A 26497-nucleotide genomic window follows, 5' to 3' on the forward strand; every position below is an offset into this window, starting at 1 on the left:
CAATCCCGCCGGGCACCCCGCCCGGCGGCATGGACGACCAGCAGTAAGGGAACTATGTGAAGCGAAGCAGTCCGCTGTCACCGCTGTTGCTGGGAGCCTTCGGGCTCCTGGCCCTCAACTTCCACCCGGTTGCCCACGCAGCCGATGATATAGACCCCCAACTGCGCCACATCGGGCCATCCCTGCTACGGGATGCGCCCGACGCGGTGGCCGCCCGCCCTGCCATTGGCATGGCCCCGGTCGCCAGTGGCGAACGCCTGGGGCTGACCGAAGCGGTGCTGCAGGCCGCGCAATGGCACCCCAGCATCGCCGAAGCCATCGGCAACCTGTACAAGCAGGGCGAAGGCATCAACGTCGCCCGCGCGGGGTACTACCCGCAGATTTCCGGCGGTATCCGCACCGGTTACGACACCGGCTACGGCGGCGACCGCAACAGCCAGGCGCTTAACCTGTCGCTGAAACAGATGCTCTACGACTTCGGCAAGGTCGACAGCGCCGTCAGCGCAGCCCAGGCCGCCGCCGCCCGCGCCCAAGCCAATATCCTGCTGGTAGTGGATGACCTGGCCCGTGACACCGCCTATGCCTGGATCGAAACCCGCCGCTACGAGCAACTGATGACCATTGCCCGTGACCAGATTCGCGGGGTCGGCGACATTGCCGGCATGGCCCGCCAGCGCAGCGACATGGGCGCCAGCACACGCTCCGACGTGGTGCAGGCCGAGTCCCGCGTGGAAAGCGCTCGCGCCACGCTGGAGGAATACCAGTCGCAGTACGAACGCTGGCGCTCGACCCTGGCGGCGCTGATGGGGCGCGTGACCCCGCCGGCGCTGGCCGAAGACTCACCCCCTGCGTTGAACCAGGCGTGCAAGCGGCCCTCGCAAGGCGATGACCGCCTGCCCGCCGTGCTGATGGCCCTGGCCCAGCGCGCCCAAGGCCAGGCCGAGCTGGCCCAGGCCAAGGCCGAGGCCTACCCGACCGTGTCGTTGCAACCGCAGGTCAACCACTACCTGGACAACGACTACAACCGTGACAACTCACGCATGGACCGCACACAGGCGGGCATCTACCTGAACGTCGAGGTGCCCATCTATCAGGGCGGCGCCATCAGCGCCCGCTCGCGCGCGGCCAACCATGCACTGACCGCCGCCGACTCCGCCGAGGACGCGGCGCGCCTCCAGGCTCGTCGCGGCCTGGCCGAGGCCATGGCGCAAACCTCCGGCCTGGGCCGCCGGCTGAGCTCGCTGGAAGCGCGCCAGGTCAGCATCCAGGAGGCCCGCATGCTCTACGGCCGCCAATACCTGGACCTGGGCACCCGGCCGCTGCTCGACCTGCTCAACGCCGAGCAGGAGATCTACCAGTCACGCTTCGAACTTGCCGGCACCCGCTCCGATCTGCTGCGTCTGGATGTCGACTGCCTGTACAACACCGGTGCCCTGCGTACGGCCTTTGGCCTTGAGGGGCGCAACCTGCAAGGTGTGGAGATCCAGCCATGAGCGATTCCATCAATGTGACCCTGCCCAACCAGCCCCCCGCTGCAGCCCCCGAAGAGGTCCACCGGCCCGATCTTGGGCCATGGCTGGAAGTGATGCTGCAGGTGGCGCACCACTACCGCCTGGACGTATCGCCCCAGCGCATTCGCCTGGCCGCCGTCGAGGACGCCCGCCCGCTGGACGAAATCCTCCGCCACATGGCGCGCCAGGCCGGCCTGGCCCTGCGCTTCGTGCGCTTCGATGCCAAGGGCCTGCGGCAGTGGCGCACGCCGCTGGTACTGGAGCTGGACGATGGCCAGCTGGCGGTAGTCGAGTCGGTGACCGAAGAGGACGACCTGGCCGTGGTGTTTGCCGGCGACCAGGGGCTGACCTCACGCCTGCCCCGCGACACCCTCAAGGGCCGCATCAACCGCGTCGCCCTGCTGCGCCCGGCGCGGCCACTGCGTGACGTGCGCACCGACGACTACACCGCGCCCTACGACCGCCACTGGTTCGCCCGCATCGTGCTGCGCGACCTGCGCCCATACGGGCAGGTGATGGTCGCCTCACTGGTGGCCAACGTGCTGGCGCTGGCCGGGGTGCTGTTCTCGATGCAGGTGTACGACCGGGTGATCCCGGCCGAATCACTGCCAACCTTGTACGTGCTGTTTGGTGGTGTGGTGCTGGCGCTGGTGTTCGACTTCAGCATGCGCCTGCTGCGGCTGAAGGTGACCGACCTGCTCGGCAAGCGCGCCGACCTGCGGGTGAGCGACCTGGTCTACGGGCATGCCCTGCGCCTGCGCAACTCGGTGCGGCCGAAATCTACCGGTTCGTTCATCTCGCAACTGCGCGAGCTGGAGTCGATCCGCGACCTGATTACCTCCAGCACCGCCACGGCACTGGCCGACCTGCCGTTCTTCTTGCTGTTCCTGTTGGTGTTCTGGCTGATCGGCGGCGTACTGGTGTTCATCCCGCTGGTTGCGCTGCTGGCCATGGTGTTGCCCGGTTTGCTCGCGCAACGGCGCCTGGCGCGGCTGGCCAATGCCTCGATGCGCGAATCGGCACTGCGCAACGCCATGCTGGTGGAAAGCATCCAGGGCCTGGACGAGATCAAGGCTCTGCAGGCCGAAGCCCGCTTCGAACGGCAGTGGAACCAGTACAACGCGGCCTGCGCGCACACCAACCTGCGTTTGCGCACCCTCACCAATGGCCTGGTGACCTGGACGCAGAACGTGCAGGGCGCAGTGTTTGCCGTGGTGATCGTGATCGGCGCGCCCATGGTGATCGCCGGCGACCTCACCACCGGTAGCCTGGTGGCGGCGTCGATGCTGTCGTCGCGGATGATGGCGCCGCTGGCCCAGCTGACCCATGTACTGACCCGCTGGCAGCAGGCCAAGGTAGCTCTGCAAGGGCTGGACAAGCTGATGCAGTCGCCGGTCGACCACCCCGAAGGCGAAGCCCGCGTGCACCTGCCGGCCATTCGCGGCGAGTACCGCCTGCGCCAGGCCAACTTCCGCTACAGCGAAGAGTCGCCGCCAGTGCTGAACATTGGCCAGCTGGATATCCAGCCGGGCGAGCGCATTGCCGTGCTCGGGCGCAACGGCGCCGGCAAATCAACCCTGCTGCAAGCCTTGGGCGGGGCCATGGACCTGGTGCAAGGCGAGGTCAGCCTGGACGGCATCGCCATGGCCCACCTCGACCCCGCCGACCTGCGCCGCGATGTGGGCTTGTTACCGCAGTACGCGCGGCTGTTCCACGGCACCCTGCGGGAAAACCTCACCCTCGGCGCCGGCCAGGCCAGCGACCAGGAGCTGGTGGCCGCGCTGGCCGCCACCGGCGCGCTGGATTTTGTCCGCCGCCTGCCCAAGGGCATGGACCACTTGATCCTCGAAGGTGGCCTGGGCCTGTCGGGCGGCCAGCGCCAGGCCCTGGTGCTGTCGCGCCTGCTGGTGCGCCAGCCGCAGGTGCTGCTGCTGGACGAGCCGACCGCGTCGCTGGACGACATGACCGAGCGCAAGCTGCTGGATAACCTGGAACGCTTCTGTCAGGGCCGCACCCTGGTGATCGCCACCCACCGCCTGAGCGTGCTGCAACGGGTCGACCGCATCCTAGTGCTGGATGGCGGGCGCATTGTCATCGACGACAGCCGCGATGCCGCGCTGGCCAAACTGCAAGGAGCGCAGGCATGAGCAACCACGAACTCCCGGTCTCTTACCTGGATGGGCAAGACGACCAGGCGGTATTCCGCGCCGGCCGCATCATCACCATCTGCGCGCTGATGCTGGCGGCGTTCCTGGCCTGGGCGGCCTGGTTCGAAGTGACCGAGGTGTCCACCGGCACCGGCAAGGTGATCCCCAGCTCGCGGGAGCAGGTGATCCAGTCGTTCGAAGGCGGCATCGTCGCGCAGATGAGCGTGGCCGAAGGCGACCTTGTTGACCGCGGTCAGATCCTGGCCCAGCTCGATCCGACCAAGACCGCCTCCAGCGTTGGCGAAAGCGAGGCCAAGTATCGCGCCGCCAAGGCCAGCCAGGCGCGCCTGCAAGCGGAGGTGACAGGCAAGCCGCTGACGTTCCCCGAAAGCCTGCGTGACTCGCCCGAACTTATCGACGCCGAAACCGCCCTGTACCAGACCCGCCGCCGCGGCCTGGAGCAGACCCTGGCCGGCATCGAGGACTCGCTGCAACTGGTACGCAGCGAACTGAAGATCACCGAAAACCTGGCAAAGATGGGCGCCTCCAGCCGGGTCGAGGTGATCCGCCTGAACCGCCAGCGCTCGGAGCTGGAACTGAAAGCCAACGAAGCCCGCTCCGACTACCTGGTACGGGCCCGCGAAGAACTGGCCAAGGCCAGCGCCGAAGCCGACAGCCTGTCGGAAGTGATCCGCGGGCGCAGCGACTCGCTCACCCGCCTGACCCTGCGCTCGCCGGTACGCGGTATCGTAAAGGACATCGAGGTCAACACCCTGGGTGGCGTGGTGCAGCCCGGTGGCCAGGTGATGAAGATCGTGCCGATGGACGAACGCCTGCTGATCGAAACCCGCATCGCCCCGCGTGACATTGCCTTCATCCACCCGGACCAGGCGGCCAAGGTCAAGATCAGTGCCTATGACTACTCGGTGTATGGCGGGCTGGATGGCAAGGTGGTGGGGATTTCGCCGGATACCCTGCAGGATGAGGTGAAGCCGGAGATCTATTACTACCGGGTGTTCATCCGTACCGAGCAGGACAGCTTGCAGAACAAGGCCGGCAAGCATTTCGCGATCGTGCCGGGGATGATTGCCACGGTGGATATCCGTACTGGAGAGAAGACCATCCTCGATTACCTGATAAAACCGCTGAACCGGGCCAAGGAGGCGCTGCGGGAACGGTAATGTATGGCTGGAGATTTGCTGCGCCTGTGAGATCGAGCGCCGCGCGGGCGGCGCTTCGCGGCGCAAGGCCGCTCCCACATCTGTTTCGGGCCAGTTATTCCTGTGCCAGAGGCGCGCGCACCCTGGGTGCATGGCTGGAGATTGAGAAACAGCAGCGGCGCAGCCGATATCGAGGGGAACAAACAAGGCGGACAGCGGTGACCTCACAGAAGTGACTGGCCCGAAACAGACAGTGGGAGCGGCGGTGCGGCGATCCGACTTGCCCCGCGAAGCGCCGCGCGGGCGGCGCTCGATCTTACAGGCGCCAAATGTGTAGTGCCGGGCACCTCTCACACCCAATGCGAACTATAGACAGGCACCTGGCAGCCCCAACCATCACTACAGCCCAACACCCTGACGCACATTTCAGACATCCCCTACAACTCAGATCTAGCGATACCTAACCCGAGGAAATACCCTACAACGCCTGTCGACTCGCGTCTGATTGTTACTGGAATTCTGACCCTCTAGCCTTTGCTGGTCGCTGATATCCAGCGGCCGGGGGTGGAATCCCGATCAATTACTGAGTAGCTGTCGTCATGGCAGTTGTGCGCGGAAGGCCCAAAGCCTACCGGGTTTACTCGTAGCCTGGATTCCACACCGCGTACAACTGCCACCCTTCGTGTGGAATCGGAGAGGCGGTCAATCAGTAACCATACGAGTGATTGATATGAAAAAGACAGTTCCCGATCTTCCCCCTCTGAGGCCGAGTTAGGTATGGCGCGTTGAGGCAGGTTTGGCCCTTGATTGTGTGAAGGCGGGAAAGTGCATGCCTAGGATTTTGCAGCGCCTGCGAGATCGAGCGCCGCCCGCGCGGCGCTTCGCGGGACAAGCCCGCTCCTACATCTGTTTCGGGCCAGTTACTCCTGTTGCAGAGGCGCGCGCACCCTGGGTGTATGACTGGAAATCGATAAACAGCAGCGACACTTTCAATATCGAATGGAACCAACAAGGCGGACAGAGGTGACCTCACAGAAGTGACTGGCCCGAAACAGACAGTGGGAGCGGGCTTGCCCCGCGAAGCGCCGCGCGGGCGGCGCTCGATCTCAAAACCAGCATAAGACTCAAGTCAAACCCAACCACTACCACGCCACCCTAAAGCCCAGCCCGAACAGGCCGATAACCGGTTATCCCCTGTTCCCCATCGAAGGTCACCATGGCCACGCAAAATGCTCGCGCGGACTCGCTGTCGCTGCTGCTGTTCACCCTGCGCAGCGGCAAGCTGATGGCAATCAACCTGCTCAAGGTCAGCGAGATCATCCCCTGCCCGCCGCTGACCAAGCTGCCCGAATCACACCCCCACGTGAAAGGCGTGGCCACCTTGCGTGGCCATTCGCTGTCGGTCATCGACCTGTCCCGTGCCATCGGCGAGCGGCCGCTGGAAGACCCGAACGGCGGCTGCCTGATCGTCACCGAGATCAGCCGCTCGCGCCAGGGCCTGCATGTACAGGCGGTGAGCCGCATCGTGCATTGCCTGAGCACCGACATCAAACCGCCACCCTACGCTTCGGGCAACCGCTCGTTCATCACCGGCGTGACCCGGGTCGACAACACTCTGGTGCAGGTACTGGACATAGAAAAAGTCATTCACGGGATTGCCCCGCCCGCAGCCGAAATCCATCACAGTGGCCTGAGCGAAGAAGACGCCAGCCTGCTGGCCGCCAGCAACATCCTGGTGGTGGACGACAGCAACGTGGCCCTGCAGCAGTCAGTGCACACCCTGCGCAACCTCGGCATCGAATGCCACACCGCGCGCAGCGCCAAGGACGCGATCAACGTGTTGCTGGAGCTGCAAGGCACCGAGCAGGAGATCAACGTGATCGTCTCCGACATCGAAATGAGTGAGATGGACGGCTACGCCTTCACCCGCACCCTGCGCGAAACGCCCGATTTCCAGCACCTGTACGTGCTGCTGCACACCTCGCTGGACAGCGCCATGAGCAGCGAGAAAGCGACCCAGGCCGGGGCCAATGCCATCCTTACCAAGTTTTCTTCGCCGGAACTGACCGATTGTCTGGTGGTGGCGGCGCGTGCCGTGGTGTTCGCCGAGCGCTGATATATTCGGTGACATACCCCCTGGCTTGCCGCAGGGAGTGAGTCGGGCATAATTCGCGCCCCTCGCAAGCAACTTGCCGGAATTGCGTATGAAGTTTTTCAGCTCCATCCTGATCAGCTGCTTCCTCTTCAGCGGTATCGCCCAGGCCTCCAGCAGCCAGGCCTGGAACGAGCAGCGCCAGCAAATGCTCAAGGCTTGCCTGGCCGCCAGCCAGTTCAAGGACGCCCACGCTCGCGGCAAGCCTGCCGAGTTCGATGACCAGGTCGGCATGAGCGCCCTGCTGATCGAAGGCGTCTACCCCCAGCAGCACATGCAGCAGCGCACCGGCACCGAGCTGTGCCTGTACGACCGCCAGCATCAGCGTGCCTTCGTCAGCGAATGGAGCCCGGAGGCCAAGTGACCGACAGCTTGCGTTTCGGTTGTACCGGCTGCGGCAAGTGCTGCACCGGGCACCACGTGCCTTTGACCCTGAACGAAGCCCGGCGCTGGGCGGATGACGCCGGCCAGGTGATCGTGCTGATCGAGGCCTTTGTCAGCGATGGCCCGGGCATGCCGCTGGAGCAACGTGAGCATGTGCTGCGCCGTTCCCATCCGGTGCCTTGCGGTGACGGCGAGGCGCGGGTGTCGGTGACCTTTGCCGCGTTCAACCCCGGGCGTTGCCACAACCTCGACGACAACGACCTGTGCACCATCTATGACCAGCGACCGTTGGTCTGCCGCATCTACCCGGTGGAAATCAACCCACATATTCCGCTGCGGCCAGAGGGCAAGGACTGCCCGCCGGAAGCCTGGCAGCAGGGGCCGGAGCTGATCCACGGCACGCAATTGGCCGATGCCGGGCTGGAGGCGCTGGTACAGGCCTCGCGCCAGGCCGACCGCGATGACATTGCCGCCAAAGTAGCGGTGTGCCAGGCGCTGGGCATGACCACCAGTGCCCTCAAGGGCAACGGGTTTACCGCCTACCTGCCGAACATGGATGCGTTTGCCGCGGCGCTGGCGCAGGTGCCAGGGGATGACGGTGCGCAGTGGACCTTGCATGTGGAGGATCAGGCGCTGGTGGCGAGCTTGCTGGGGTATGGTTTGCGCACGACCAGCGAGGCCCCGCTGTATTACGCCTTTATCGGGTTTTAGGTGAAGCACGGGCTTGCCTTGAGAGGTTGGGCGCCTGTGAGATCGAGCGCCGCCCGCGCGGCGCTTCGCGGCTAAAGCCGCTCCTACGTTTGTTTCGGGCCAATTATTCCTGTGGGATTTGCGCGCGTACGCCTTGGCGCATGGCTCGATATCGCGTCGTACAAACAAGGCGGTAGCGCGGGCCTGGCACAGGAGGGACTGGCCCGAAACAAACGTAGGAGCGGCTTTAGCCGCGAAGCGCCGCGCGGGCGGCGCTCGATCTCACAAGCGCTGAAAAACCCAAGCCATACACCCGAAACTGACACGGCTGTCAGCCAGCGGTCACGCTGACGACCCGGTTCGGGGGTTATAAGATTGGATACTGACCACCCTTCCCTCCCCTTTGGCCAAGGTGCCCGCACCGATGCGACGTCCGTCCCGTTCTGTCCTCCTCGCCGCCCTGGCGCTTCTCGTCCTGGCGGTAGCGGGTATCTGGTTCGCCCAGCGCCAGCCTGCACCCGCTGCCCGCGCGCAAACTGCCATCCCGGTGCGTGTGGTCAACGTCGCCCAGCAGGACGTGCCGCGCTATACCAGCGCCATCGGCTCGGTGCTGTCGCTGCACAGCGTCGAGGTGCGCCCGCAAGTGGAAGGGGTGCTGACCCAGGTACTGGTCAAGGAAGGCCAGTGGGTGAAGGAAGGCGACTTGCTGGCCACCCTCGACGACCGCGCCATCCGCGCCAACCTCGACCAGGCCCGCGCGGAACTGGGCCAAAGCCAGGCGCAGATCCAGGTAGCCAATGTCGACCTGCAACGCTACCGCCTGCTGAGCACCGACAACGGCGTGTCAAAGCAGACCCTCGACCAGCAACAGGCCCTGGTCAACCGCCTGCAAGCCACGGTCAAGGGCAACCAGGCGGCCATCGCCAATGCCGAGGTGCAGCTGTCGTATACGCAAATCCGCTCGCCGGTGACCGGCCGGGTGGGCATTCGCAACGTCGACCCTGGCAACCTGGTACGCGCCAGCGACACCCGCAGCCTGTTCAGCGTCACCCAGATCGACCCGATCGCCGTCGAATTCGCCCTGCCGCAGCAGATGCTGCCAACCCTGCAAAGCCTGTTGAAGGCGCCCACCCCTGCACTGGTGCAGGCCTACATGGATGCCGACGGTGAACGCAGCCTGCTGGGCGAAGGCCACCTGGCGCTGATCGACAACCAGATCTCCGCCACCACCGGCACCGTGCGGGTCAAAGCCGAATTCGACAACAAGGACGGCCGCCTGTGGCCGGGCCAGCTGGTCACCATTCGCCTGCGCACCGGGGTGGAGGAAAACGCCCTGGTAGTGCCGCCACCGGTGGTGCAACGCGGCGTCGACGGGCACTTCGTCTACCGCCTGGACGGCGACAAGGTCACCAGCGTGCCGGTCAAGGTGCTGTACCAGGACAGCGGGCTGAACATCATTGCCGGGGTCAAGCCCGGCGAGCGCCTGGTGCTCGACGGCCAGTCACGGCTCAAGCCAGGCTCGCGGGTCGAGGTAACCCCCGACGCCCCCGCACCGTCGGAAATGGCCGACCGCCGGAGCCAGCCATGAACACGCGCAACGGTGTTTCGGCCTGGTGCATCGACCACCCCATTGCCACCCTGCTGCTGACCTTCGCCCTGGTGCTGCTGGGCGCCATCGCCTTCCCGCGCCTGCCAGTGGCGCCGCTACCGGAAGCGGACTTCCCGACCATCCAGGTCACCGCCCAACTGCCCGGCGCCAGCCCGGAAACCATGGCCTCGTCGGTGGCCACGCCGCTGGAAGTGCAGTTCAGTGCCATCCCCGGCATGACCCAGATGACCAGCAGCAGCGCGCTGGGCTCGACCACCCTGATCTTGCAGTTCACCCTCGACAAGAACATCGACACCGCCGCCCAGGAAGTGCAGGCGGCGATCAACACGGCCACCGCGCGCCTGCCCCAGGACCTGCCCAACCCGCCGACCTGGCGTAAGGTCAACCCGGCCGACAGCCCGGTGCTGGTAATGACGGTCAGCTCCAACCAGATGCCCGGCAACGACCTCAGCGACTATGCCGAAACCCTGCTGGCCCGCCAGCTTAGCCAGATCGAGGGGGTGGGCCTGATCAACATCACCGGCCAATTGCGCCCGGCGATCCGCGTGCAGGCGCAACCCGAGAAGCTGGCGGCCATCGGCCTGACCCTGGCCGACCTGCGCCAGGCCATCCAGCAGACCAGCCTGAACCTGGCCAAGGGCGCGCTGTACGGTGAGCACAGCGTGTCGACCATCGCTGCCAACGACCAGTTGTTCCACCCGCAGGACTACGCCCAGCTGATCGTCTCGTACCGTGACGGTGCGCCGGTGCACCTCAAGGACGTGGCCAAGGTGATCAACGGTGCCGAAAACGCCTACGTCAAAGCCTGGTCCGGCGACCAGCCGGGGCTGAACCTGGTGATCTTCCGCCAGCCCGGTGCCAACATCGTCGATACCGTTGACCGGGTAATGGCCGCCCTGCCCAAGCTGCAGGAGATGCTGCCGGCCTCGATCGAAGTGTCGGTGTTGCAGGACCGCACCCAGACCATCCGCGCGTCGCTGCACGAAGTGGAACTGACCCTGATGATCGCCGTGGCCTTGGTGATCGGGGTGATGGCGCTGTTCCTGCGCCAGTGGTCGGCGACCATGGTGGTGTCCAGCGTGCTCGGCGTGTCGCTGATCGCCAGTTGCGCGCTGATGTACATCTTCGGCTTCAGCCTGAACAACCTGACCCTGGTGGCCATCGTCATTTCCGTGGGTTTCGTGGTCGACGACGCCATCGTGGTGGTGGAGAACATCCACCGCCACCTGGAGGCCGGCGACGACAGCCGCACGGCGGCGCTCAAGGGTGCCGGGGAAATCGGCTTTACCGTGGTGTCGATCAGCTTCTCGCTGATTGCCGCGTTCATCCCGCTGCTGTTCATGGGCGGCGTGGTCGGCCGGCTGTTCAAGGAGTTCGCCCTCACCGCCACTTCCACCATCCTGATTTCGGTGGTGGTTTCGCTGACCCTGGCGCCGACCCTGTGCGCGCTGTTCATGCGCCGCCCGCCAGGCGAGCACAAGGGCGGCTTTGGCGAGCGCCTGGTCAAGTGGTACGAAAAAGGCCTTGACCACGCCCTCGCCCACCAGCGCCTCACCCTCGGCGTGTTCGGTGTGACCCTGGCGCTGGCGGTGGCCGGTTACGTGGCCATCCCCAAGGGCTTCTTCCCGCTGCAGGACACCGGTTTCATCCTCGGCACCAGCGAAGCCGCAGCAGATGTGTCGTACCCGTCAATGATCGAAAAGCACCAGGCACTGGCGAAAATCATCGGCGCCGACCCGGCCGTGCGCGCGTTCTCGCACTCGGTGGGCGTTACCGGCAGCAACCAGACCATCGCCAACGGCCGCTTCTGGATCGCCCTCAAACCGCGCGGCGAGCGTGATGTGTCGGCCAGCGAGCTGATCGACCGGCTGCGCCCCAAACTGGCCCAGGTGCCAGGGATCGTCCTGTACATGCGCGCCGGTCAGGACATCAACCTCAGCTCCGGGCCTTCGCGCACACAGTACCAGTACGTGCTCAAGAGCAACGACGGCGTGGCGCTGAACCTGTGGACCCAGCGCCTGACCGACCGCCTGCGGGAAAACCCGGCGTTCCGCGACCTGTCCAACGACCTGCAACTGGGCGCTAGCGTCACCCGCATCGATATCGACCGCCAGGCTGCGGCACGTTTCGGCCTGACCACCACCGACGTCGACCAGGCGCTGTACGACGCCTTCGGCCAGCGGCAGATCAGCGAGTTCCAGACCGAGACCAACCAGTACAAGGTGATTCTTGAACTGGATGCTCGCCAGCGCGGCAAGGCCGAGAGCCTGAACTACTTCTACCTGCGCTCGCCGCTGAGCAACGAGATGGTGCCGCTGTCGGCAGTGGCCCATGTGACGCCGCCCAGCACCGGGCCGCTGTCGATCAGCCATGATGGCCTGTTCCCGGCCGCCAACCTGTCGTTCAACCTGGCCCCCGGCGTGGCCTTGGGCGATGCGGTGAGCATCCTTGAACGCACCCAGCGCGAGCTGGGCATGCCCGACTCGATCAGCGGCAACTTCCAGGGCGCGGCGCAGGCCTTCCAGAGCTCGCTGTCGAGCCAGCCGTGGCTGATCCTGGCGGCGCTGGTGGCGGTGTACATCATTCTTGGCGTGCTGTACGAAAGTTTCGTGCACCCGCTGACGATCATCTCCACCCTGCCCTCGGCCGGCCTCGGCGCGCTGATATTGCTGTGGGCCATGGGCCAGGATTTCAGCATCATGGGGCTGATCGGCGTGGTGCTGCTGATTGGTATCGTCAAGAAAAACGGCATCCTGCTGATCGACTTCGCGCTGGACGCCCAGCGCCATCAGGGCCTGACACCCGAGCAGGCGATCCACCAGGCCTGCCTTACGCGCTTCCGGCCGATCATCATGACCACCCTGGCCGCCTTGCTCGGCGCCGTGCCGCTGATGTTCGGCTTCGGCACTGGCGCCGAACTGCGCCAGCCGCTGGGCATCGCCGTGGTCGGCGGCCTGCTGGTAAGCCAGGCGCTGACGCTGTTCACCACCCCGGTCATATACTTGGCCCTGGAGCGCCTGTTCCACCGCCGCCAGGCTGCCCGTGCGGCAGCGCCCAGTGCCAGTTAGGACAAGACCATGCGTGTGCTGATCATCGAAGACGAAGAAAAAACCGCCGACTACCTGCATCGCGGCCTTACCGAGCAGGGCTTTACCGTCGACCTGGCGCGCGACGGCATCGACGGCCTGCACCTGGCGCTGGAGGGCGACTACGCGGTAATCGTGCTGGATGTGATGCTGCCCGGCCTGGACGGCTATGGCGTGCTGCGCGGCTTGCGTGCGCGCAAGCAGACGCCGGTGATCATGCTGACCGCCCGCGAACGGGTCGAAGACCGTATCCACGGCCTGCGCGAAGGCGCCGACGACTACCTGGGCAAACCGTTCTCGTTCCTTGAGCTGGTCGCCCGCCTGCAGGCCCTGACCCGGCGCAGCAGCAGCCATGAACCGCTGCAGGTGCAGGTGGCTGACCTGTGGATCGACCTGATGGCACGCAAGGCCACGCGTGCCGGCCAGCGCCTGGACCTGACCGCCAAGGAGTTCTCGCTGCTCAGCGTGCTGGCCCGCCGGCAGGGCGAAATCCTGTCGAAGACAGCGATTGCCGAGCTGGTCTGGGATATCAACTTCGACAGCGACGCCAACGTCGTCGAGGTGGCGATCAAGCGCCTGCGCGCCAAGCTCGACGGGCCCTTCGACAACAAGCTATTGCACACCATCCGAGGCATGGGCTATGTCCTGGAAAACCGTGCGGGGTAACTCCATCGCGCTGCGCCTGTCGGCGCTGTTCATCCTGGTGGCGCTGGTCGTGTTCCTGCTGATCGGCACGGCGCTGTACCGCCAGGTCGACCGCAGCCTCGACCTGCTGCCGCAAGCCGAACTGGACGCGCGCTTCAGCGTGCTCGAATCCACCCTCAACCGCTTCGGCACGCCCGAGCACTGGGCCAAGATCAACAACAAGCTCAACCTGCTCAGCGAAGAAGACAAGCGTATCCGCTTCTGGGTGGTCAGCAGTAACCCGGCCTATGAATATGGCCACCCCAGCGAACTGGTCCGTGCATTCGCCGAAGGCCCACATGGCATGCGCGACCTGCGCCTGCCCGACCGGCCCTACCCGTACAAGGTGCTGGTCAGCGAACTGCCGGCGCTGGGCGAGCGGCCGACGCTGCGCTTTCTGATCGGCATCGACACCGAAACCTTCTGGCAGGCCCAGCACAGCCTGCTGGTGGCGATTGTCGGGCTGGCGGTACTCGGCGTACTGCTGGCTTCGCTGCTGGGTTACTGGGTAGCGCGCATCGGCCTGCGCCCACTGCTGGCGTTGTCCAACGAGGCCCAGGCCCTGGCCCCGCCGCGCCTGGACGGGCGTTTGCAGACCCAGGCCCTGGCCCCAGAGTTGGCGCAGTTCGCCGGTGCCTTCAACGCCGCGCTCGACCGGGTCAGCCAGGCCTATTCGCGGCTCGAAGCATTCAACGCCGATGTCGCCCACGAATTGCGCTCGCCACTGACCAACCTGATCGGCCAGACCCAGGTGGCGCTCACCCGTGGTCGCAGTGCCGAGCACTACTTCGAAGTGCTGCAATCGAACCTGGAAGAGCTGGAGCGCCTGCGCAGCATCATCAACGACATGCTGTTCCTGGCCAGCGCCGACCAGGGCAGCAAGGCCACCGCCCTGACCCAGGCTTCGCTGGCCGAGGAAGTGGCAACCACCCTCGACTACCTGGACTACATCCTCGAAGACGCGCAGGTCAGCGTAAGCGTGACCGGCGACGCCCAGGCGCCCATCGAAAAGGCCCAACTGCGCCGGGCACTGATCAACCTGCTGAACAACGCCGTGCAGCACACGGCGCCGCACCAGGTGATCCAGGTGCAGATCGATGCCGGGCCCGAGCAGGTCAGCATCGCCGTGAGCAACCCGGGGCCGGCGATTGACGATGAGCATTTACCGCTGCTGTTCGAGCGCTTTTACCGGGTGGATGCGGCGCGTAGCAACAGCAGCGGCGGGAACCATGGGTTGGGGTTGGCGATCGTCAAGGCGATTGCGTTGATGCATGGGGGGGAGGTGTTTGTGCGCAGTGGGGCTGGGGTCAATACCTTCGGTATCCAGCTGCCGATCCTGAGGGCTACGCGGTCCCTGTAGGAGCGGCCTTGTGTCGCGATCGGGCTGCGTAGCAGCCCCAGCATTTGTTGCCGTAGCACAGAACCTAGGGCCGCTTCGCGCCCCATCGCGACACAAGGCCGCTCCTACAGGGACCGCGTCTAGCACAAGGGTTTGCGGCGAAAGTACTATTGCTTTTTCATGGATCGTTACCTTTTGCGCAACAGTGCTTATCGCACTTCGCTCTGTTTCAAGTGCATTGAAAGGACTAACTTTACCCCCGTCCTCATTAGCACTTGCACAGCAAGAAGGTAGTTTCAAATGTCCAACAGTATGGGTATTGCCAGCGTCTTCGTCCTGTCTTCCCTGTTGTTGTCGCCCCTGGCCATGGCCGAAGAATCCCAGGCGTTCGTCACCCGTAATGCTGAATTCGCCGCCGTCCACCAAGATGCCCGCGAAGCCGTAGCCGCACAGAAGGTAGACGCCGCCAAAGACGCTAAACAGAGCGCCTCCAAGGTCTCTGTCGATGCCAATGCCGACAGCTGATCAAGCGCTGTTACTGCTCCCGATTTCCCTTGGCTACGCCATGGGCACCACCGGTGCCGATATGTTAGCCTTTTAAAGCCGCTGCCGATCAGCGGCTTTTTTTATGTGCCTTAACTCTCAGCCCCGCTGTAACGTCTATGTATAAAAAAGACGCACATTCAAAAATAAAAACTGCCCCACCGTCAGACCAAAGGAGCTTGTACCGGTGTCTTCCGCGTTTCGTTTTACCCCGCTGTTCATTGCGTTGACTGCAACTATCCCTTTCGCCGCCCAGGCAGATGAAGACAAGGCTGATGGCTTCATCGAAGGTTCGTCCTTCAACCTGCATTTGCGTAATGCCTACTTCAACCGCGACAACCACAACGCCGGCGTGCGCGACACCCGCGAGTGGGGCCAGGGCGCGGTTGCGCGCTTCGAGTCGGGCTACACCCCAGGTGTGGTCGGCTTTGGCCTGGACGCCCATGCCATGCTGGGCCTGAAGCTCGACGGCGGTGGTGGCCATGCCGGTACCAGCATCCTGCCCGAGCACATCAAGGACAACGGCGAGCTGGGCGCGGCCCCACACTCGTTCTCCACTGCCGGGGCTGCGATCAAGCTGAAAGCCTTCGACACCGAGCTGAAGGCCGGTGACCTGTTCCTCACCAACCCGGTAATCGCTGGCGGCGAAACCCGCATGCTGCCGCAGACCTTCCGTGGCGTGAGCCTGACCAACACCAGCGTCGACGGCCTGCTGCTCGAAGGCGGCCAGGTGAGCTTCACCCACCCGTACAACCAGAGCGGCCACCGCCGTATCGACACCTACTACGGCTCGCTGGACGAACACGACAAGAGCAAGCACCTGAACTGGGCCGGCGCATCGTGGAGCGGTACCCCGAACATCACCGCCAACCTGTACGCCGCCGAGCTGAAGGACATCTGGAACCAGTACTACGCTGACTTCGACTACACCTACGTGGTCAACGACCTGGTCAGCCTGAACCCGGGCGTGCACTTCTACCACACCCAGGACACCGGCCAGGCCCTGCTGGGCAAGATCGACAACAATACCTACAGCGTGCACTTCACCGTCAACGCCGGGTACCACAGCGTCACTGCCGCCTACCAGCGGGTCAATGGCAACACGCCGTTCGACTACATCAACCTGGGCGACAGCGTGTACCTGGACAACTCGCGCATGTACTCGGACTTCAATGCGCCCAACGAGCGTTCGTGGAAGCTGCAGTACGACTATGACTTCGCCGGTGTCGGCGTGCCCGGCCTGACCAGCTCGCTGTCGTACTCGCGCGGTGAAGCGGACCTGACCAAGGCCACCCAGAACACCGACCACTACGACTACTACCGCGCCGATGGCAAGAACGCCATGCACTGGGAGCGTGACCTGGACGTGAAATACGTGTTCCAGGAAGGTGACCTGAAGGACCTGTCGGTGCTGGTGCGCTATGCCACCCACCGTGGCAGCCAGGGTTATGCGTCGATCGACGACAACAGCGACAACGATGAAGTGCGGGTGATCGTCGATTACCCACTGAACGTGTTCTGACCCTCGTTTGTAGACAGCACGCTTAACCCCTGTAGGAGCGGCCTTGTGTCGCGAAAGGGGTGCGAAGCGCCCCCAGATCTTCAGCTTCGCAGCCGGTATCGCCGGGGCCGCTTTGCGGCCCATCGCGACGCAAGGCCGCTCCTACAAAAGCCGTACAGTCGAGATAGCCGTAATTCCGTCGGACAAATCTTGTCCGACAATACCCGCTTCCCTAGAATGTCGCCGCCGCGAATGGCCCTGCCCACTCAGTAGCGAGCATGCCCACCCAATCCCCGCGTTTCGCACTCTACAGGTCGCACCCCGAACTGATCCTCAACCTGGGCAGTTGCCTTGCCGTGCTCGCTATCGTAGCCATCGTCAGCTACCTGCTGGCGCGTGAACGCGACAGCGTCGAGCTGTCCGCCATTCGCTCGTCCAACAACATCGTCCAGCTGATCGAAAGCGACATCCTGCGTAACGTCGAGCTCTATGACCAGTCACTGCAGGGCCTGATCTGGGCAGTCGGGCGTAAGGAACTGACGGATATACCCGGCCCGATGCGCCAGCGCCTGCTGTTCAATGAAGCCTTCGTCGACCGCAAGCGCGGTGACGTTCTGTGGCTGGACAAGCAAGGCAATGTGGTGGGCGACTCCACCAGCAGCGTGCCGCGCAAGGCCAACTTTGGCGACACCGGCGTATTCAAGGCGCACCAGCACAATGCCAACCTCGGTTTGCTGGTGGGCCCACCGTTCAAGGCCAAGCTCGGCGAGCTCGACTGGTGCATCAGTTTCAGCCGGCGTATTTCCGGCCCTGATGGCGAGTTCGCCGGGATAGCGGCGGGTGCACTGCGCCTGTCCTACTTCAGTGACCTGTTCCAGCGCCTGGACATTGGCGACGACAGCAGCATCAACCTGTTCAACAGCGACGGGCAGCTGCTCGCCCGCCAGCCCAGCCGCCCGCATGACCCGCTGATCGGCAGCAATTACGCCGAACGGCCCAATTTCAAGCGCATCCTCAGTGAACAGAGCGGCAACTTTACCGCCCACTCCAGCCGTGACGGCAAGCCGCGCATGTACACCTTTGCCCGCGTCGCGCAGCTGCCGCTGATCGTGCTGGTGGTGCACTCGGCCGACGAGGTGTTCCAGTCCTGGCGCCGTACCGCGATCCTGGTCAGCGTTGCCACCGGGGTGCTGTGCGTGGGCATTCTCTGGCTGACGCTGTTGCTGGGCCGCGAACTGCGCCGCCGTCAGGAGGCCGAACAAGGCCTGGCGACCCTCGCCGCCACCGACAGCCTGACCGGCCTGGCCAACCGTCGCCGCCTGGACCAGGTGCTGCGTCAGGAATGGGCCCGCGCCCAGCGCAACCGCAAGCCGCTGGCCGTGCTGATGGTGGATGTGGACCATTTCAAGGCGTTCAACCAGCGCCATGGCCATGCCGGTGGTGACCATGCCCTGCGCGAAGTGGCCAAGGCCATCGAGTCATGCATCCGCCGCCCAGCGGACCTGGCGGCGCGTTATGGTGGCGAGGAATTCCAGGTGGTGCTGCCGGAAACCGGCCTGGCCGGCGCACAGTTGTTGGCCGAACGCATCCGGGCCAGCGTCGAGGCGCTGGCACCGTTTGCCGATGATGCCCATGCAGTAACAGTCAGCATTGGCATCGGCCTGTCCGGCACCCAGCACGACCTGGCCAGGGTGCTGGGTGCTGCGGACGAAGCGCTCTACCGGGCCAAGGCCAAAGGCCGCAACCGGGTAGAGGGGCCTGCCGATTAACTGCGGGCGCGCGCGGCGTTGCGCAGGGCCTTGACCTGGTCATGGTTGCGCTGCACGCCTTGCAGCTGTTTTTCCACCAGGCTGTAGGTCATGTCGCTAGCGGTGCGGCCCAGTTTCACCAGCTTCTCGCGGGCTTCCTTGTAGGCCTTGAGGGCGTGGTCCTCGCCCCGCTCCACTTCGTTCAGCACCGCCTCTTCGTCTTTGCCGGTAACCATCGACTTGAGGTTGACCCAACCGCGGTGCAGGTCGCCGCTGATGCTGGTGGACGTTTCCGGGTCGCCACCCAGGCGGCGCACTTCGCTTTGCAGCTCACCGGCAGCGTTGCTGCACTCACCGGCACGCTGGACGAAGAACGCTTTCAGTTCAGGGTTCTTCACATCATCGGCCGAGGCCTTGAAGCCTTTCTCGCCATCCTTGCTGTACTCGATCAGGTCGTTGAGCACGTCGATCACGTCTTTGTTGGGGTTGCTCATGGTACGAACTCCTTGGCAGGTGATAGTCATCTGTAAGGGAGCAGCGTTCGTGCCAAGCTTTAGAACTAAATAAAGTCCTTTTAATTCATGTAGTTAAAAATAAGTTAGCGAAGCCTGACAACGGCGTTCTGCATGATTGCCGCTTGGGGCTTCGTGCAGATTGCAGTATGGTCGGCGCATTTACACAGCCAGGTGCGCCGATGATGAAGCCGGAAACCCTCGAACTGCTGGTGACCCGCAGCATGCCGTTCGGCAAGTACCAGGGGCGAATCATTGCCGACCTGCCGGGGGATTACCTGGCGTGGTTTGCGCGCAAGGGCTTCCCGGCGGGGGAGCTGGGGGGGTTGTTGGCGTTGATGCATGAGATCGACCATAACGGCCTGGGTGACTTGCTGGTGCCGTTGCGGCAGAAGCATGGGTGCTGACCTGTTCCGGCCTCTTCGCGGGTGAACCCGCTCCCACAGGGACCGCGCAATCTGCAAGCTTGCAGAGATCCCTGTAGGAGCGGGTTCATCGGGGCGCCGAACCGCCGCGAAGAGGCCAGTGAAGCCAGCTGAAATCGCTAGCCTTTCACCGGCGCCACCGCCAACTCCACCCGCTCGCTCTTCTTGATCACCGCATACACCACCGCCGTCAGCAAACTACCCGCCACAATCGCCAGCAAATACAGCAGCGCGTGGTTGATCGCATTAGGGATCAGCAGCACAAACAACCCACCATGCGGCGCCATCAGCTTGCAGCCGAAGTACATCGACAGCGCACCGGTCAATGCACCACCAGCAACACTGGCGGGGATCACCCGCAGCGGGTCCTTGGCGGCAAACGGGATCGCCCCTTCGGAGATGAAGCACAAACCCAGTGCCAAGGCCGCCTTGCCCGCCTCGCGTTCGCTCTGGGCGAACTTGCGCCGGGCCATGAAAGTGGCGATGCCCAGGCCGATCGGCGGCACCATGCCGGCAGCCATGGTCGCCGCCATCGGCGCGTAGCTCGACGAGGCCAGCAACCCCACCGAGAAGGCGTAGGCAGCCTTGTTGATCGGCCCGCCAAGGTCGACGCACATCATGCCACCGAGCAACAGCCCCAGCAGAATGGCATTGGTGGTGCCCATGCTGTCGAGGAAGTGGGTAAGGCCTTCAAGCATCGCCGCCACCGGCTGGCCGACCACGTAGATCATCACCAGGCCGGTGAACAGGCTGGCCAGCAGCGGAATGATCAGGATCGGCTTGAGCGCCTCCAGGCTGCTGGGCAAGCGCGCCCAACGGGCAATGGCCTTGGCGCTGTAACCGGCGAGAAAGCCTGCGACGATGCCACCGATGAAGCCCGCACCCAGGGTGCTGGCCAGCAGGCCGCCGATCATGCCGGGGGCCAGCCCCGGGCGGTCGGCGATGGACCATGCGATATAGCCCGCCAGCAGCGGTACCATCAGCTTGAATGCAGCCTCGCCACCAATCTGCATCAGCGCCGCAGGCAAAGTGCCCGGTTCTTTGTAGGCCTCGATACCGAACACGAACGACAGGGCAATCAGCAGGCCGCCGGCCACCACCATCGGCAGCATGAACGACACGCCGGTAAGCAGGTGCTTGTACACCCCGGTCTTCTCGCCCTTGGCTGGCGTTGCCGCAGCGGCAGTATCGCCGCTGCTTTCCACCTTGGCTTCGGCCAAGGCCTTGTCCAGGGTGGCGCGGGCCTGCTTGAGGGCGATGCCGGTTCCGCAACGGTAGATGCGTTTGCCGGCGAATCGCGCTGTGGGCACTTCGATGTCAGCGGCCAGCAGTACCACATCCGCTGCAGCGATGGCGTCGGCAGACAAGGGATTGCGCGCACCCACCGAGCCCTGGGTCTCGACGGTGAGTTGGTAACCCAGTTGTTGCGCGGCCTGCTGCAAGGCTTCCGCCGCCATGAAGGTATGCGCAACACCGGTCGGGCAGGCAGTGACTGCAACGATGCGTGCGCCGCTGCTGGCGGCAACCACCGGGCTGCCCGGCACATCCGCCAGCAGCTGGGCGTTGGCCGCCGCTTCATCCAGAAAACCCTCGCGATCGGCCAGGGCCTGCGACGGCGTGCTCTGGTACACGCGCTTGCCGACGAAACGGGCCAGGTCCACCGGGCCGGTGCTGACCACCAGCACCCAGTCGGCCTCGGCGATCTGCGCGGCGCTCAGTTGTCGCTCGGGGTGCGCGGCATCCTGCACCTCGACGCTGGTACTCCAACCCCGTCGCTGGGCAGCGGCGGACAGCAAGCGCGCACTCAGCACACTCGACACCTGACCGTTGGGGCAGGCGGTGACAATGGCAATGTTCATCGGCAACCCTCTTGTTGTTCTGTCAGTTGCACGGCGGCTTCCAGGCGCGCCAGTTGCTCGCGGTCACGAATGCCAAAGCCAACCTGGGTGACGGCCTGGGCGGCGATGGCGGTGGCGCGGGTCAAGGTTTGCGCAGGCGCTTCGCCCTGCAGCAGGCCATGAACCATGCCGGCCACCAGCGAATCCCCCGCCCCAACTGTGCTGGCAACCCGCACCTTGGGCGGGCTGGCGTGTACGGCCAGGTCGCGGGCGAACCAGCTAACGCCCTGTTCACCGGCAGACACCACCACGTGCTCGACGCCACAGGCCAACAGGCGCTCGGCGGCGGCACGCTGTTGTGCAGGGTTATCCACAGCCAGGCCGAGCACCTCCCCCAGCTCTTCGGTATTGGGCTTGACCAGCCAGGGCGCGCTTTGCAGGCCGGCACGCAGGGCTTCGCCGCTGCTGTCCAGGGCCACCTTGAGGCCTTGGGCCTTCAGTTGTTCGAGCAACTGGCGGAACCAGTCGGCACTGACCCCGCGCGGCAGGCTGCCAGCCACCACCACCGCATCGTGGCCCGGGGCAACCTGCTGCAACCTACGCAGCAAGGCACTGCGTGCCGCCTCGTCGACTTCCGGGCCTTGGCCGTTGATGTCGGTGACGCGGCCATCGGCCTCGACCAGCTTGATGTTGCTGCGAGTTTCGCCCGGCACACGGACAAAGCAATCGGCAAAGCCGCGCCAAGCGATCAGCGCCTCGAACGGCTGCAGGTTTTCCTGCCCAAGAAAACCGCCCACGGTAACGCTGTGCCCCAGGTCGGCCAGTACCTGAGCAACGTTCAGCCCTTTGCCCGCCGCGTGGCTGTGCTGCGCATGGCTGCGGTTGACCTGCCCCGGGCGCAGGGTATCCAGGCCGATGGTGATATCCAGCGCCGGGTTCAGGGTGAGGGTGAGGATCTTGGCCATTCAGTAACGCTCCACCAGCGCGCGAACCGCCGCGGCGCTGTCCTGTTGCAGGGCCTCGCGCGCCAGGGCGCGGGCGGTCTGGTGATCGGCCTGGCGGACCAGGGCCTTGACTTCGGCAATGCTGCGCGCGGCGACACTGAGTTCGTCCACGTCCAGCCCGAGCAGTACGGCGACTGCCTGCGGATCAGCAGCCAACTCGCCGCACACGCCTACCCATTTGCCATGGGCATGGGCGGCGCGCACGGTCATGTCGATCAGGCTGAGCACCGCGGGGTGCAGGCCATCGGCCTGGGCCGAAAGGCTGGGGTGGCCACGGTCGATGGCCAGGGTGTACTGGGTCAGGTCGTTGGTGCCGATGCTGAAAAAGTCCACTTCGCGCGCCAGTTGCGCCGCCAGCAGGGCCGCCGAGGGCACTTCGACCATGATGCCCAGTTGCAGGTCGGCTACCGGGATCTCTGCCCGCAGGCGCTCGACCATGGCGCGCGCCTCGCGCCATTCGTGCACTTGGCCAACCATCGGGAACATGATGCGCAGCGGGCGCTGGTCGGCCGCCCGCAGCAAGGCCCGTAGTTGGTCTTCCATCACCTGCGGGCGCTGCAGGGTCAGGCGTATGCCGCGCACGCCAAGGAAGGGGTTTTCCTCGGCAGCGATCGGCCAGTACGGCAGCGGCTTGTCGCCGCCGACATCCAGGGTGCGGACCACCAGCGGGCGCCCGTCGAGGCCATCGAGCACGCGGCGGTACTCGGCTTCCTGGGTGGCCACGTCCGGGGCCTGGGGGTGGGCCATGAAAATCAGCTCGGTGCGCAGCAGGCCCACGCCTTCGGCGCCCTGCTCCACCACCTTGGCGATACCGCTGCTCTCGCCAATGTTGGCGAACACCTCGACGGTATGGCCATCGCGGGTGATAGCAGGCTCGAAGCGGTTGGCCCAGGCGGCCTGCAAACGTTGCTCGCGCAGGTCGCGTTCGGCCAGGGCACGTTGCAGTTCATCCGCTGCCGGCGCCACGCTGACCACTCCGCGCTGGCCATCGAGCAGCAACGGCGTGCCACTGTCCAGCAACAGTATCGACGCACCCGCGCCGACCACCGCCGGGATGCCCAGGGCACGGGCGACGATGGCACTGTGGGCCGTGGCGCCGCCCTGGGCGGTGATGATACCGGCGACCCGGTTTGGGTCCAGGCGCGCGACATCGGACGGGCCGACTTCGGTCATGACCAGTACGTAGGGTTGCGCTGGCTCCACGTGGGCCTGCACACCGCACAACTGCGCCAGCACGCGGCGGCCAATATCGCGCAGGTCGGCGGCGCGTTCGGCGAGCAAGGCGTCGTGCAATGACTCCTGCTGGCGGGCTGCGGCCTCGATCACTGCCATCCACGCGGCCGCAGCACTTTCGCCTTGGCCCAGGCGTTGCTCGACATCGTCGGTCAAGGCCGGGTCGGCGAGCATTTCCTGGTGGGTGACGAAGATTTCGCCAATCGCCTTGTCGCTGCGCTGGACCAACACCTGCAACTCGCCGTTCACGGTTGCCAGGGCTTCGCGCAGCTTCTGCCGCTCCTGCGCGTACGACTCGCCGCGCAGGGGGTAGTCGAACTCACGCTCGACACACACATGCGCCGGGCCGCTGGCAATGCCAGGGGCGGCCCCGACACCTTGAATGCGGCTTCCGGCTGCGGGGGCTTGCAGCACTTCGGCCGCTTCGCTGGCGATGGGCGCAGTGCTCTGCGCCAGCGGCTCCACGTCTTCGCCCAGGCCTTGTTCGATGGCCGCCAGCAGCACCGGCAAGGCATCGGCGGCGATACCTGGCTCGGCCACCAACTCCAATGTCTGGCCACGGCGAGCGCCGAGGCTGAGCAGCTTGCTCAGGCTCTTTACCGACACCGCCGGCTGCGCGCTGTCGACCAGGCGCACTCGGATTTCCCCTTCAAAACCTTTGGCCAACTGCGCCAGCACCTTGGCCGGGCGGGCATGCAGACCATGCGGGTTGGCCAGCACGATGCGTGCGCTGGGCCAGTCCGCTGGCGCCTCGCCGCCCAGCACTTCCAGCACCGCACGGCTGCTGGTGGCCTGGTAGAGCATTTGCCCACGGCCTTCGATAAGCACCTCGCACAGGCGTTCGAGCAAAGCCTGGTGAGCGGCACCGAGGCTGGCCAGGCAGAACAGGCCGTTGAGCGGCTGGTCGCGGTAGCGCAGCGGCTGCTGCGGGGTGATGAAGGCCAGGCCCGGCTGACGCACCTGGCGCTCGCTGTGCAACCACCACAGGCCTTCGCCCAGCGGCAGCGGCTCGGCCTGCTGCAGCACGGCGGCAAACCCGCTGTCGACGCAATCGGCGCGCTGCAACAGCCGGGCACCGCGCCAGGCCAGCTCGTCGAAGTCTTCGGCCGGCAGGTTCAGGCCGACCAGCTGCGCGTCCAGTGCCAGCGCCTGCGGCGCGCCTTGCAACAGTTTCAGCAGCGCTTCGGCGGAACTGGCCCGGCGCAGCGCTTCGGCAAGGTCAGTCTCGCCCAAGGCGCGGGTCAGCAGTTGCAGCAGGCGCAAATGTTCGTCGGAGCGGGCGGCAATGCCAATGGCCAGGTAGACCCTTTGCCCGTCGCCCCAGTCCACCCCTTTGGGAAACTGCAGCAGGCGCACGCCAGTGGCGTAGACCAGGTCGCGGGTCTGCGGCGTGCCGTGGGGGATGGCGATGCCTTGCCCAAGGAAGGTGGAGCCTTGCGCCTCGCGGGCCTGCAGCCCTTGCAGGTAACCGTCGGCGACCAGGCCGTCAGCGACCAGCCGGTCGGCCAACAGGCGCAATGCCTCGGCCTTGTCGACGGCCTTCTGGCCCATGGCTATCTGCTCCTTGGCGAGCTCGAGCATGACCTTCTCCTTTTGCAGTTCCCGGTCGGGTACTGGAGTATTGTTGTGAAATTCACAGGAAGGGCCAGTTCCAAGCTACAAGCTACAAGCTGTAAGAAAAAAGCCGGCCGCACACAGGCCGCTTCTTCTTGTAGCTTGCAACTAGCAACTTGCAGCTATTCCGCCGAGGCAGAAAATTCGGCAGCTGAAACGTTTAATCTGACCAGACGGCCACGTTACTCGATAATCTGCCGATGAAAAAGCCCCATCCTGTCGGACAATTGCGACAATGGTCGTCTGCGCGTGGCGCCAGCGCCGGGTCAAACTACCCGGTCAGGCTTCACAGCCAGCCCCGGTAATAACAAGGAAAATTCGGTGAAACTCAGCGATATCGCCCGTCTGGCCGGTGTGTCCGTGACCACTGCCAGCTACGTCATCAATGGCAAGGCTGAACAGCAGCGCATCAGCAGCAGCACTGTCGAACGGGTGCGCGCGGTGGTCGAGGCCCATGGCTTCACACCCAACCCGCAGGCCGCTGGCCTGCGCAGCCGGCACACCCGTACCCTGGGCTTCATTCTCCCGGATCTGGAGAACCCCAGCTACGCCCGCATCGCCAAGCAGCTGGAGCAAGGCGCCCGCGCCCGCGGCTACCAGTTGTTGATCGCCAGCAGTGACGACCAGCCCGACAGCGAACGCCAATTGCAGCAACTGTTCCGCGCCCGCCGCTGCGATGCGCTGTTCGTCGCCAGTTGCCTGCCGCCGGAAGATGACAGTTACCGCGAACTGCAGGACAAAGGCCTGCCGGTGATCGCCATCGACCGCCGCCTGGACCCTGCGCACTTCTGCTCGGTGATCAGCGACGACCGCGACGCCAGCCGCCAACTGGCCGCCAGCTTGTTGAGCGCCGCCCCGCGCAGCATCGCCCTGATCGGCGCGCGTCCCGAGCTGTCGGTCAGCCAGGCGCGTGCCGGCGGCTTTGAAGAAGCCCTGCAAGGCTATGCCGGCGAAGTTCGCCGCTACCAGGGCGAAGCGTTCAGCCGTGAGTGCGGCCAGCGCCTGATGCAGCAGCTGATCGACGACCTTGGCGGCTTGCCAGATGCCCTGGTGACCACCTCGTATGTGCTGCTGCAAGGGGTATTCGACACCCTGCAGGCGCGCCCTGCCGACTCACGCCAGCTGCAACTGGGCACCTTCGGCGACAACCAGTTGCTTGACTTCCTGCCGTTGCCGGTCAACGCCATGGCCCAGCAGCACGGCCTGATTGCCGCCACCGCGCTGGAACTGGCGCTGGCCGCGATCGAAGAAAAACGCTACGAACCTGGCGTGCATGCTGTCGGTCGAACGTTCAAGCAACGCATCACAGCGGCCTGA

19 protein-coding genes are annotated in these 26497 nt (G+C 65.0%); 15 read left to right on the forward strand and 4 right to left on the reverse strand.

Annotation, left to right across the window (positions count from 1 at the left end):
- Nucleotides 1–56 precede the first annotated feature (56 nt).
- The 13 genes from ACIP1G_RS05850 (at nucleotide 57) to ACIP1G_RS05910 (ending at nucleotide 18575) form a co-directional block, all read left to right on the forward strand.
- The gene (locus ACIP1G_RS05850; RefSeq protein WP_400734640.1) at nucleotides 57–1493 is read left to right on the forward strand and encodes a TolC family outer membrane protein; all 1437 of its coding nucleotides are present in this window, start codon (nucleotides 57–59) and stop codon (nucleotides 1491–1493) included.
- Complete coding sequence (locus ACIP1G_RS05855; protein WP_400734641.1) at nucleotides 1490–3658, forward strand: type I secretion system permease/ATPase; 2169 nt, start codon at nucleotides 1490–1492, stop codon at nucleotides 3656–3658. The genes ACIP1G_RS05850 and ACIP1G_RS05855 overlap by 4 nt, the downstream gene beginning before the upstream one ends.
- Entirely contained in the window at nucleotides 3655–4839 is a 1185-nt protein-coding gene (locus ACIP1G_RS05860) for an HlyD family type I secretion periplasmic adaptor subunit (protein WP_400734642.1), read from the forward strand. Before ACIP1G_RS05855 ends, ACIP1G_RS05860 begins: the two co-directional genes overlap by 4 nt.
- A 1195-nt stretch (nucleotides 4840–6034) precedes the next feature.
- Complete coding sequence (locus tag ACIP1G_RS05865; protein WP_400734643.1) at nucleotides 6035–6934, forward strand: chemotaxis protein; 900 nt, start codon at nucleotides 6035–6037, stop codon at nucleotides 6932–6934.
- Nucleotides 6935–7022: 88 nt separating this feature from the next.
- On the forward strand, nucleotides 7023–7334 hold the full coding sequence (locus tag ACIP1G_RS05870; RefSeq protein ID WP_400734644.1) for a hypothetical protein: 312 nt from the start codon (nucleotides 7023–7025) through the stop codon (nucleotides 7332–7334).
- On the forward strand, nucleotides 7331–8065 hold the full coding sequence (locus ACIP1G_RS05875) for a YkgJ family cysteine cluster protein (protein WP_400734645.1): 735 nt from the start codon (nucleotides 7331–7333) through the stop codon (nucleotides 8063–8065). The genes ACIP1G_RS05870 and ACIP1G_RS05875 overlap by 4 nt, the downstream gene beginning before the upstream one ends.
- 403 nt (nucleotides 8066–8468) lie before the next feature.
- Nucleotides 8469–9632 carry an efflux RND transporter periplasmic adaptor subunit gene (locus ACIP1G_RS05880; RefSeq protein ID WP_400734646.1) on the forward strand — a complete coding sequence of 388 codons (1164 nt, stop codon included), beginning with the start codon at nucleotides 8469–8471 and terminating at the stop codon, nucleotides 9630–9632.
- A complete protein-coding gene (locus ACIP1G_RS05885) occupies nucleotides 9629–12721 on the forward strand; it encodes a multidrug efflux RND transporter permease subunit (protein WP_400734647.1) in 3093 nt (1030 codons plus the stop codon). The genes ACIP1G_RS05880 and ACIP1G_RS05885 overlap by 4 nt, the downstream gene beginning before the upstream one ends.
- Before the next feature lie 9 nt (nucleotides 12722–12730).
- Complete coding sequence (locus ACIP1G_RS05890) at nucleotides 12731–13405, forward strand: heavy metal response regulator transcription factor (RefSeq protein WP_400734648.1); 675 nt, start codon at nucleotides 12731–12733, stop codon at nucleotides 13403–13405.
- Nucleotides 13380–14783 (forward strand): heavy metal sensor histidine kinase, encoded by a 1404-nt coding sequence (locus ACIP1G_RS05895; protein WP_400734649.1) that lies wholly within the window; start codon nucleotides 13380–13382, stop codon nucleotides 14781–14783. Before ACIP1G_RS05890 ends, ACIP1G_RS05895 begins: the two co-directional genes overlap by 26 nt.
- Nucleotides 14784–15062: 279 nt before the next feature.
- Nucleotides 15063–15287, forward strand: coding sequence for a hypothetical protein (locus ACIP1G_RS05900; RefSeq protein WP_400734650.1), 225 nt, complete (start codon nucleotides 15063–15065; stop codon nucleotides 15285–15287).
- 205 nt (nucleotides 15288–15492) lie between these two features.
- Nucleotides 15493–16827, forward strand: coding sequence for an OprD family porin (locus ACIP1G_RS05905; protein ID WP_400734651.1), 1335 nt, complete (start codon nucleotides 15493–15495; stop codon nucleotides 16825–16827).
- 257 nt (nucleotides 16828–17084) lie between these two features.
- Nucleotides 17085–18575 (forward strand): diguanylate cyclase domain-containing protein, encoded by a 1491-nt coding sequence (locus tag ACIP1G_RS05910; protein ID WP_400734652.1) that lies wholly within the window; start codon nucleotides 17085–17087, stop codon nucleotides 18573–18575.
- Here ACIP1G_RS05910 and ACIP1G_RS05915 read toward each other — a convergent pair.
- Nucleotides 18572–19048 carry a PA2169 family four-helix-bundle protein gene (locus ACIP1G_RS05915; protein WP_400734653.1) on the reverse strand — a complete coding sequence of 159 codons (477 nt, stop codon included), beginning with the start codon at nucleotides 19046–19048 and terminating at the stop codon, nucleotides 18572–18574. The two genes, ACIP1G_RS05910 and ACIP1G_RS05915, sit on opposite strands and share 4 nt — an antisense overlap.
- A 203-nt stretch (nucleotides 19049–19251) precedes the next feature.
- Here ACIP1G_RS05915 and ACIP1G_RS05920 point away from each other — a divergent pair, with 203 nt between their 5' ends.
- Nucleotides 19252–19473 carry a DUF3820 family protein gene (locus ACIP1G_RS05920; RefSeq protein WP_400734655.1) on the forward strand — a complete coding sequence of 74 codons (222 nt, stop codon included), beginning with the start codon at nucleotides 19252–19254 and terminating at the stop codon, nucleotides 19471–19473.
- A gap of 137 nt (nucleotides 19474–19610) precedes the next feature.
- On the opposite strand, the gene ACIP1G_RS05925 is transcribed toward ACIP1G_RS05920, so the two are convergent.
- The 3 genes from ACIP1G_RS05925 to ptsP are packed head-to-tail and all read right to left on the reverse strand — an operon-like array spanning nucleotide 19611 to nucleotide 25147.
- Nucleotides 19611–21350, reverse strand: a complete 1740-nt coding sequence (locus ACIP1G_RS05925) for a PTS fructose-like transporter subunit IIB (RefSeq protein WP_400734657.1) — start codon at nucleotides 21348–21350, stop codon at nucleotides 19611–19613.
- The gene (pfkB, locus tag ACIP1G_RS05930; protein WP_400734659.1) at nucleotides 21347–22294 is read right to left on the reverse strand and encodes a 1-phosphofructokinase; all 948 of its coding nucleotides are present in this window, start codon (nucleotides 22292–22294) and stop codon (nucleotides 21347–21349) included. Before pfkB ends, ACIP1G_RS05925 begins: the two co-directional genes overlap by 4 nt.
- Entirely contained in the window at nucleotides 22295–25147 is a 2853-nt protein-coding gene (gene ptsP / locus ACIP1G_RS05935) for a phosphoenolpyruvate--protein phosphotransferase (protein ID WP_400734661.1), read from the reverse strand.
- A gap of 354 nt (nucleotides 25148–25501) precedes the next feature.
- On the opposite strand from ptsP, the gene cra reads away from it, so the two are divergent.
- Nucleotides 25502–26497, forward strand: coding sequence for a catabolite repressor/activator (gene cra / locus ACIP1G_RS05940; protein ID WP_400734662.1), 996 nt, complete (start codon nucleotides 25502–25504; stop codon nucleotides 26495–26497).

The sequence above is a fragment of the Pseudomonas sp. NPDC089392 genome (assembly GCF_044749595.1).
GTDB lineage: Bacteria > Pseudomonadota > Gammaproteobacteria > Pseudomonadales > Pseudomonadaceae > Aquipseudomonas.

Coding starts and splice junctions, on each gene's coding strand:
- ACIP1G_RS05855 (WP_400734641.1), top strand. CDS start 1,490: ATGAGCGATTCCATCAATGTGACCCTGCCCAACCAGCCCCCCGCTGCA.
- ACIP1G_RS05860 (WP_400734642.1), top strand. CDS start 3,655: ATGAGCAACCACGAACTCCCGGTCTCTTACCTGGATGGGCAAGACGAC.
- ACIP1G_RS05865 (WP_400734643.1), top strand. CDS start 6,035: ATGGCCACGCAAAATGCTCGCGCGGACTCGCTGTCGCTGCTGCTGTTC.
- ACIP1G_RS05870 (WP_400734644.1), top strand. CDS start 7,023: ATGAAGTTTTTCAGCTCCATCCTGATCAGCTGCTTCCTCTTCAGCGGT.
- ACIP1G_RS05880 (WP_400734646.1), top strand. CDS start 8,469: ATGCGACGTCCGTCCCGTTCTGTCCTCCTCGCCGCCCTGGCGCTTCTC.
- ACIP1G_RS05885 (WP_400734647.1), top strand. CDS start 9,629: ATGAACACGCGCAACGGTGTTTCGGCCTGGTGCATCGACCACCCCATT.
- ACIP1G_RS05890 (WP_400734648.1), top strand. CDS start 12,731: ATGCGTGTGCTGATCATCGAAGACGAAGAAAAAACCGCCGACTACCTG.
- ACIP1G_RS05895 (WP_400734649.1), top strand. CDS start 13,380: ATGTCCTGGAAAACCGTGCGGGGTAACTCCATCGCGCTGCGCCTGTCG.
- ACIP1G_RS05900 (WP_400734650.1), top strand. CDS start 15,063: ATGTCCAACAGTATGGGTATTGCCAGCGTCTTCGTCCTGTCTTCCCTG.
- ACIP1G_RS05910 (WP_400734652.1), top strand. CDS start 17,085: ATGCCCACCCAATCCCCGCGTTTCGCACTCTACAGGTCGCACCCCGAA.
- ACIP1G_RS05915 (WP_400734653.1), bottom strand. CDS start 19,048: ATGAGCAACCCCAACAAAGACGTGATCGACGTGCTCAACGACCTGATC.
- ACIP1G_RS05920 (WP_400734655.1), top strand. CDS start 19,252: ATGAAGCCGGAAACCCTCGAACTGCTGGTGACCCGCAGCATGCCGTTC.
- ACIP1G_RS05925 (WP_400734657.1), bottom strand. CDS start 21,350: ATGAACATTGCCATTGTCACCGCCTGCCCCAACGGTCAGGTGTCGAGT.
- pfkB (WP_400734659.1), bottom strand. CDS start 22,294: ATGGCCAAGATCCTCACCCTCACCCTGAACCCGGCGCTGGATATCACC.
- ptsP (WP_400734661.1), bottom strand. CDS start 25,147: ATGCTCGAGCTCGCCAAGGAGCAGATAGCCATGGGCCAGAAGGCCGTC.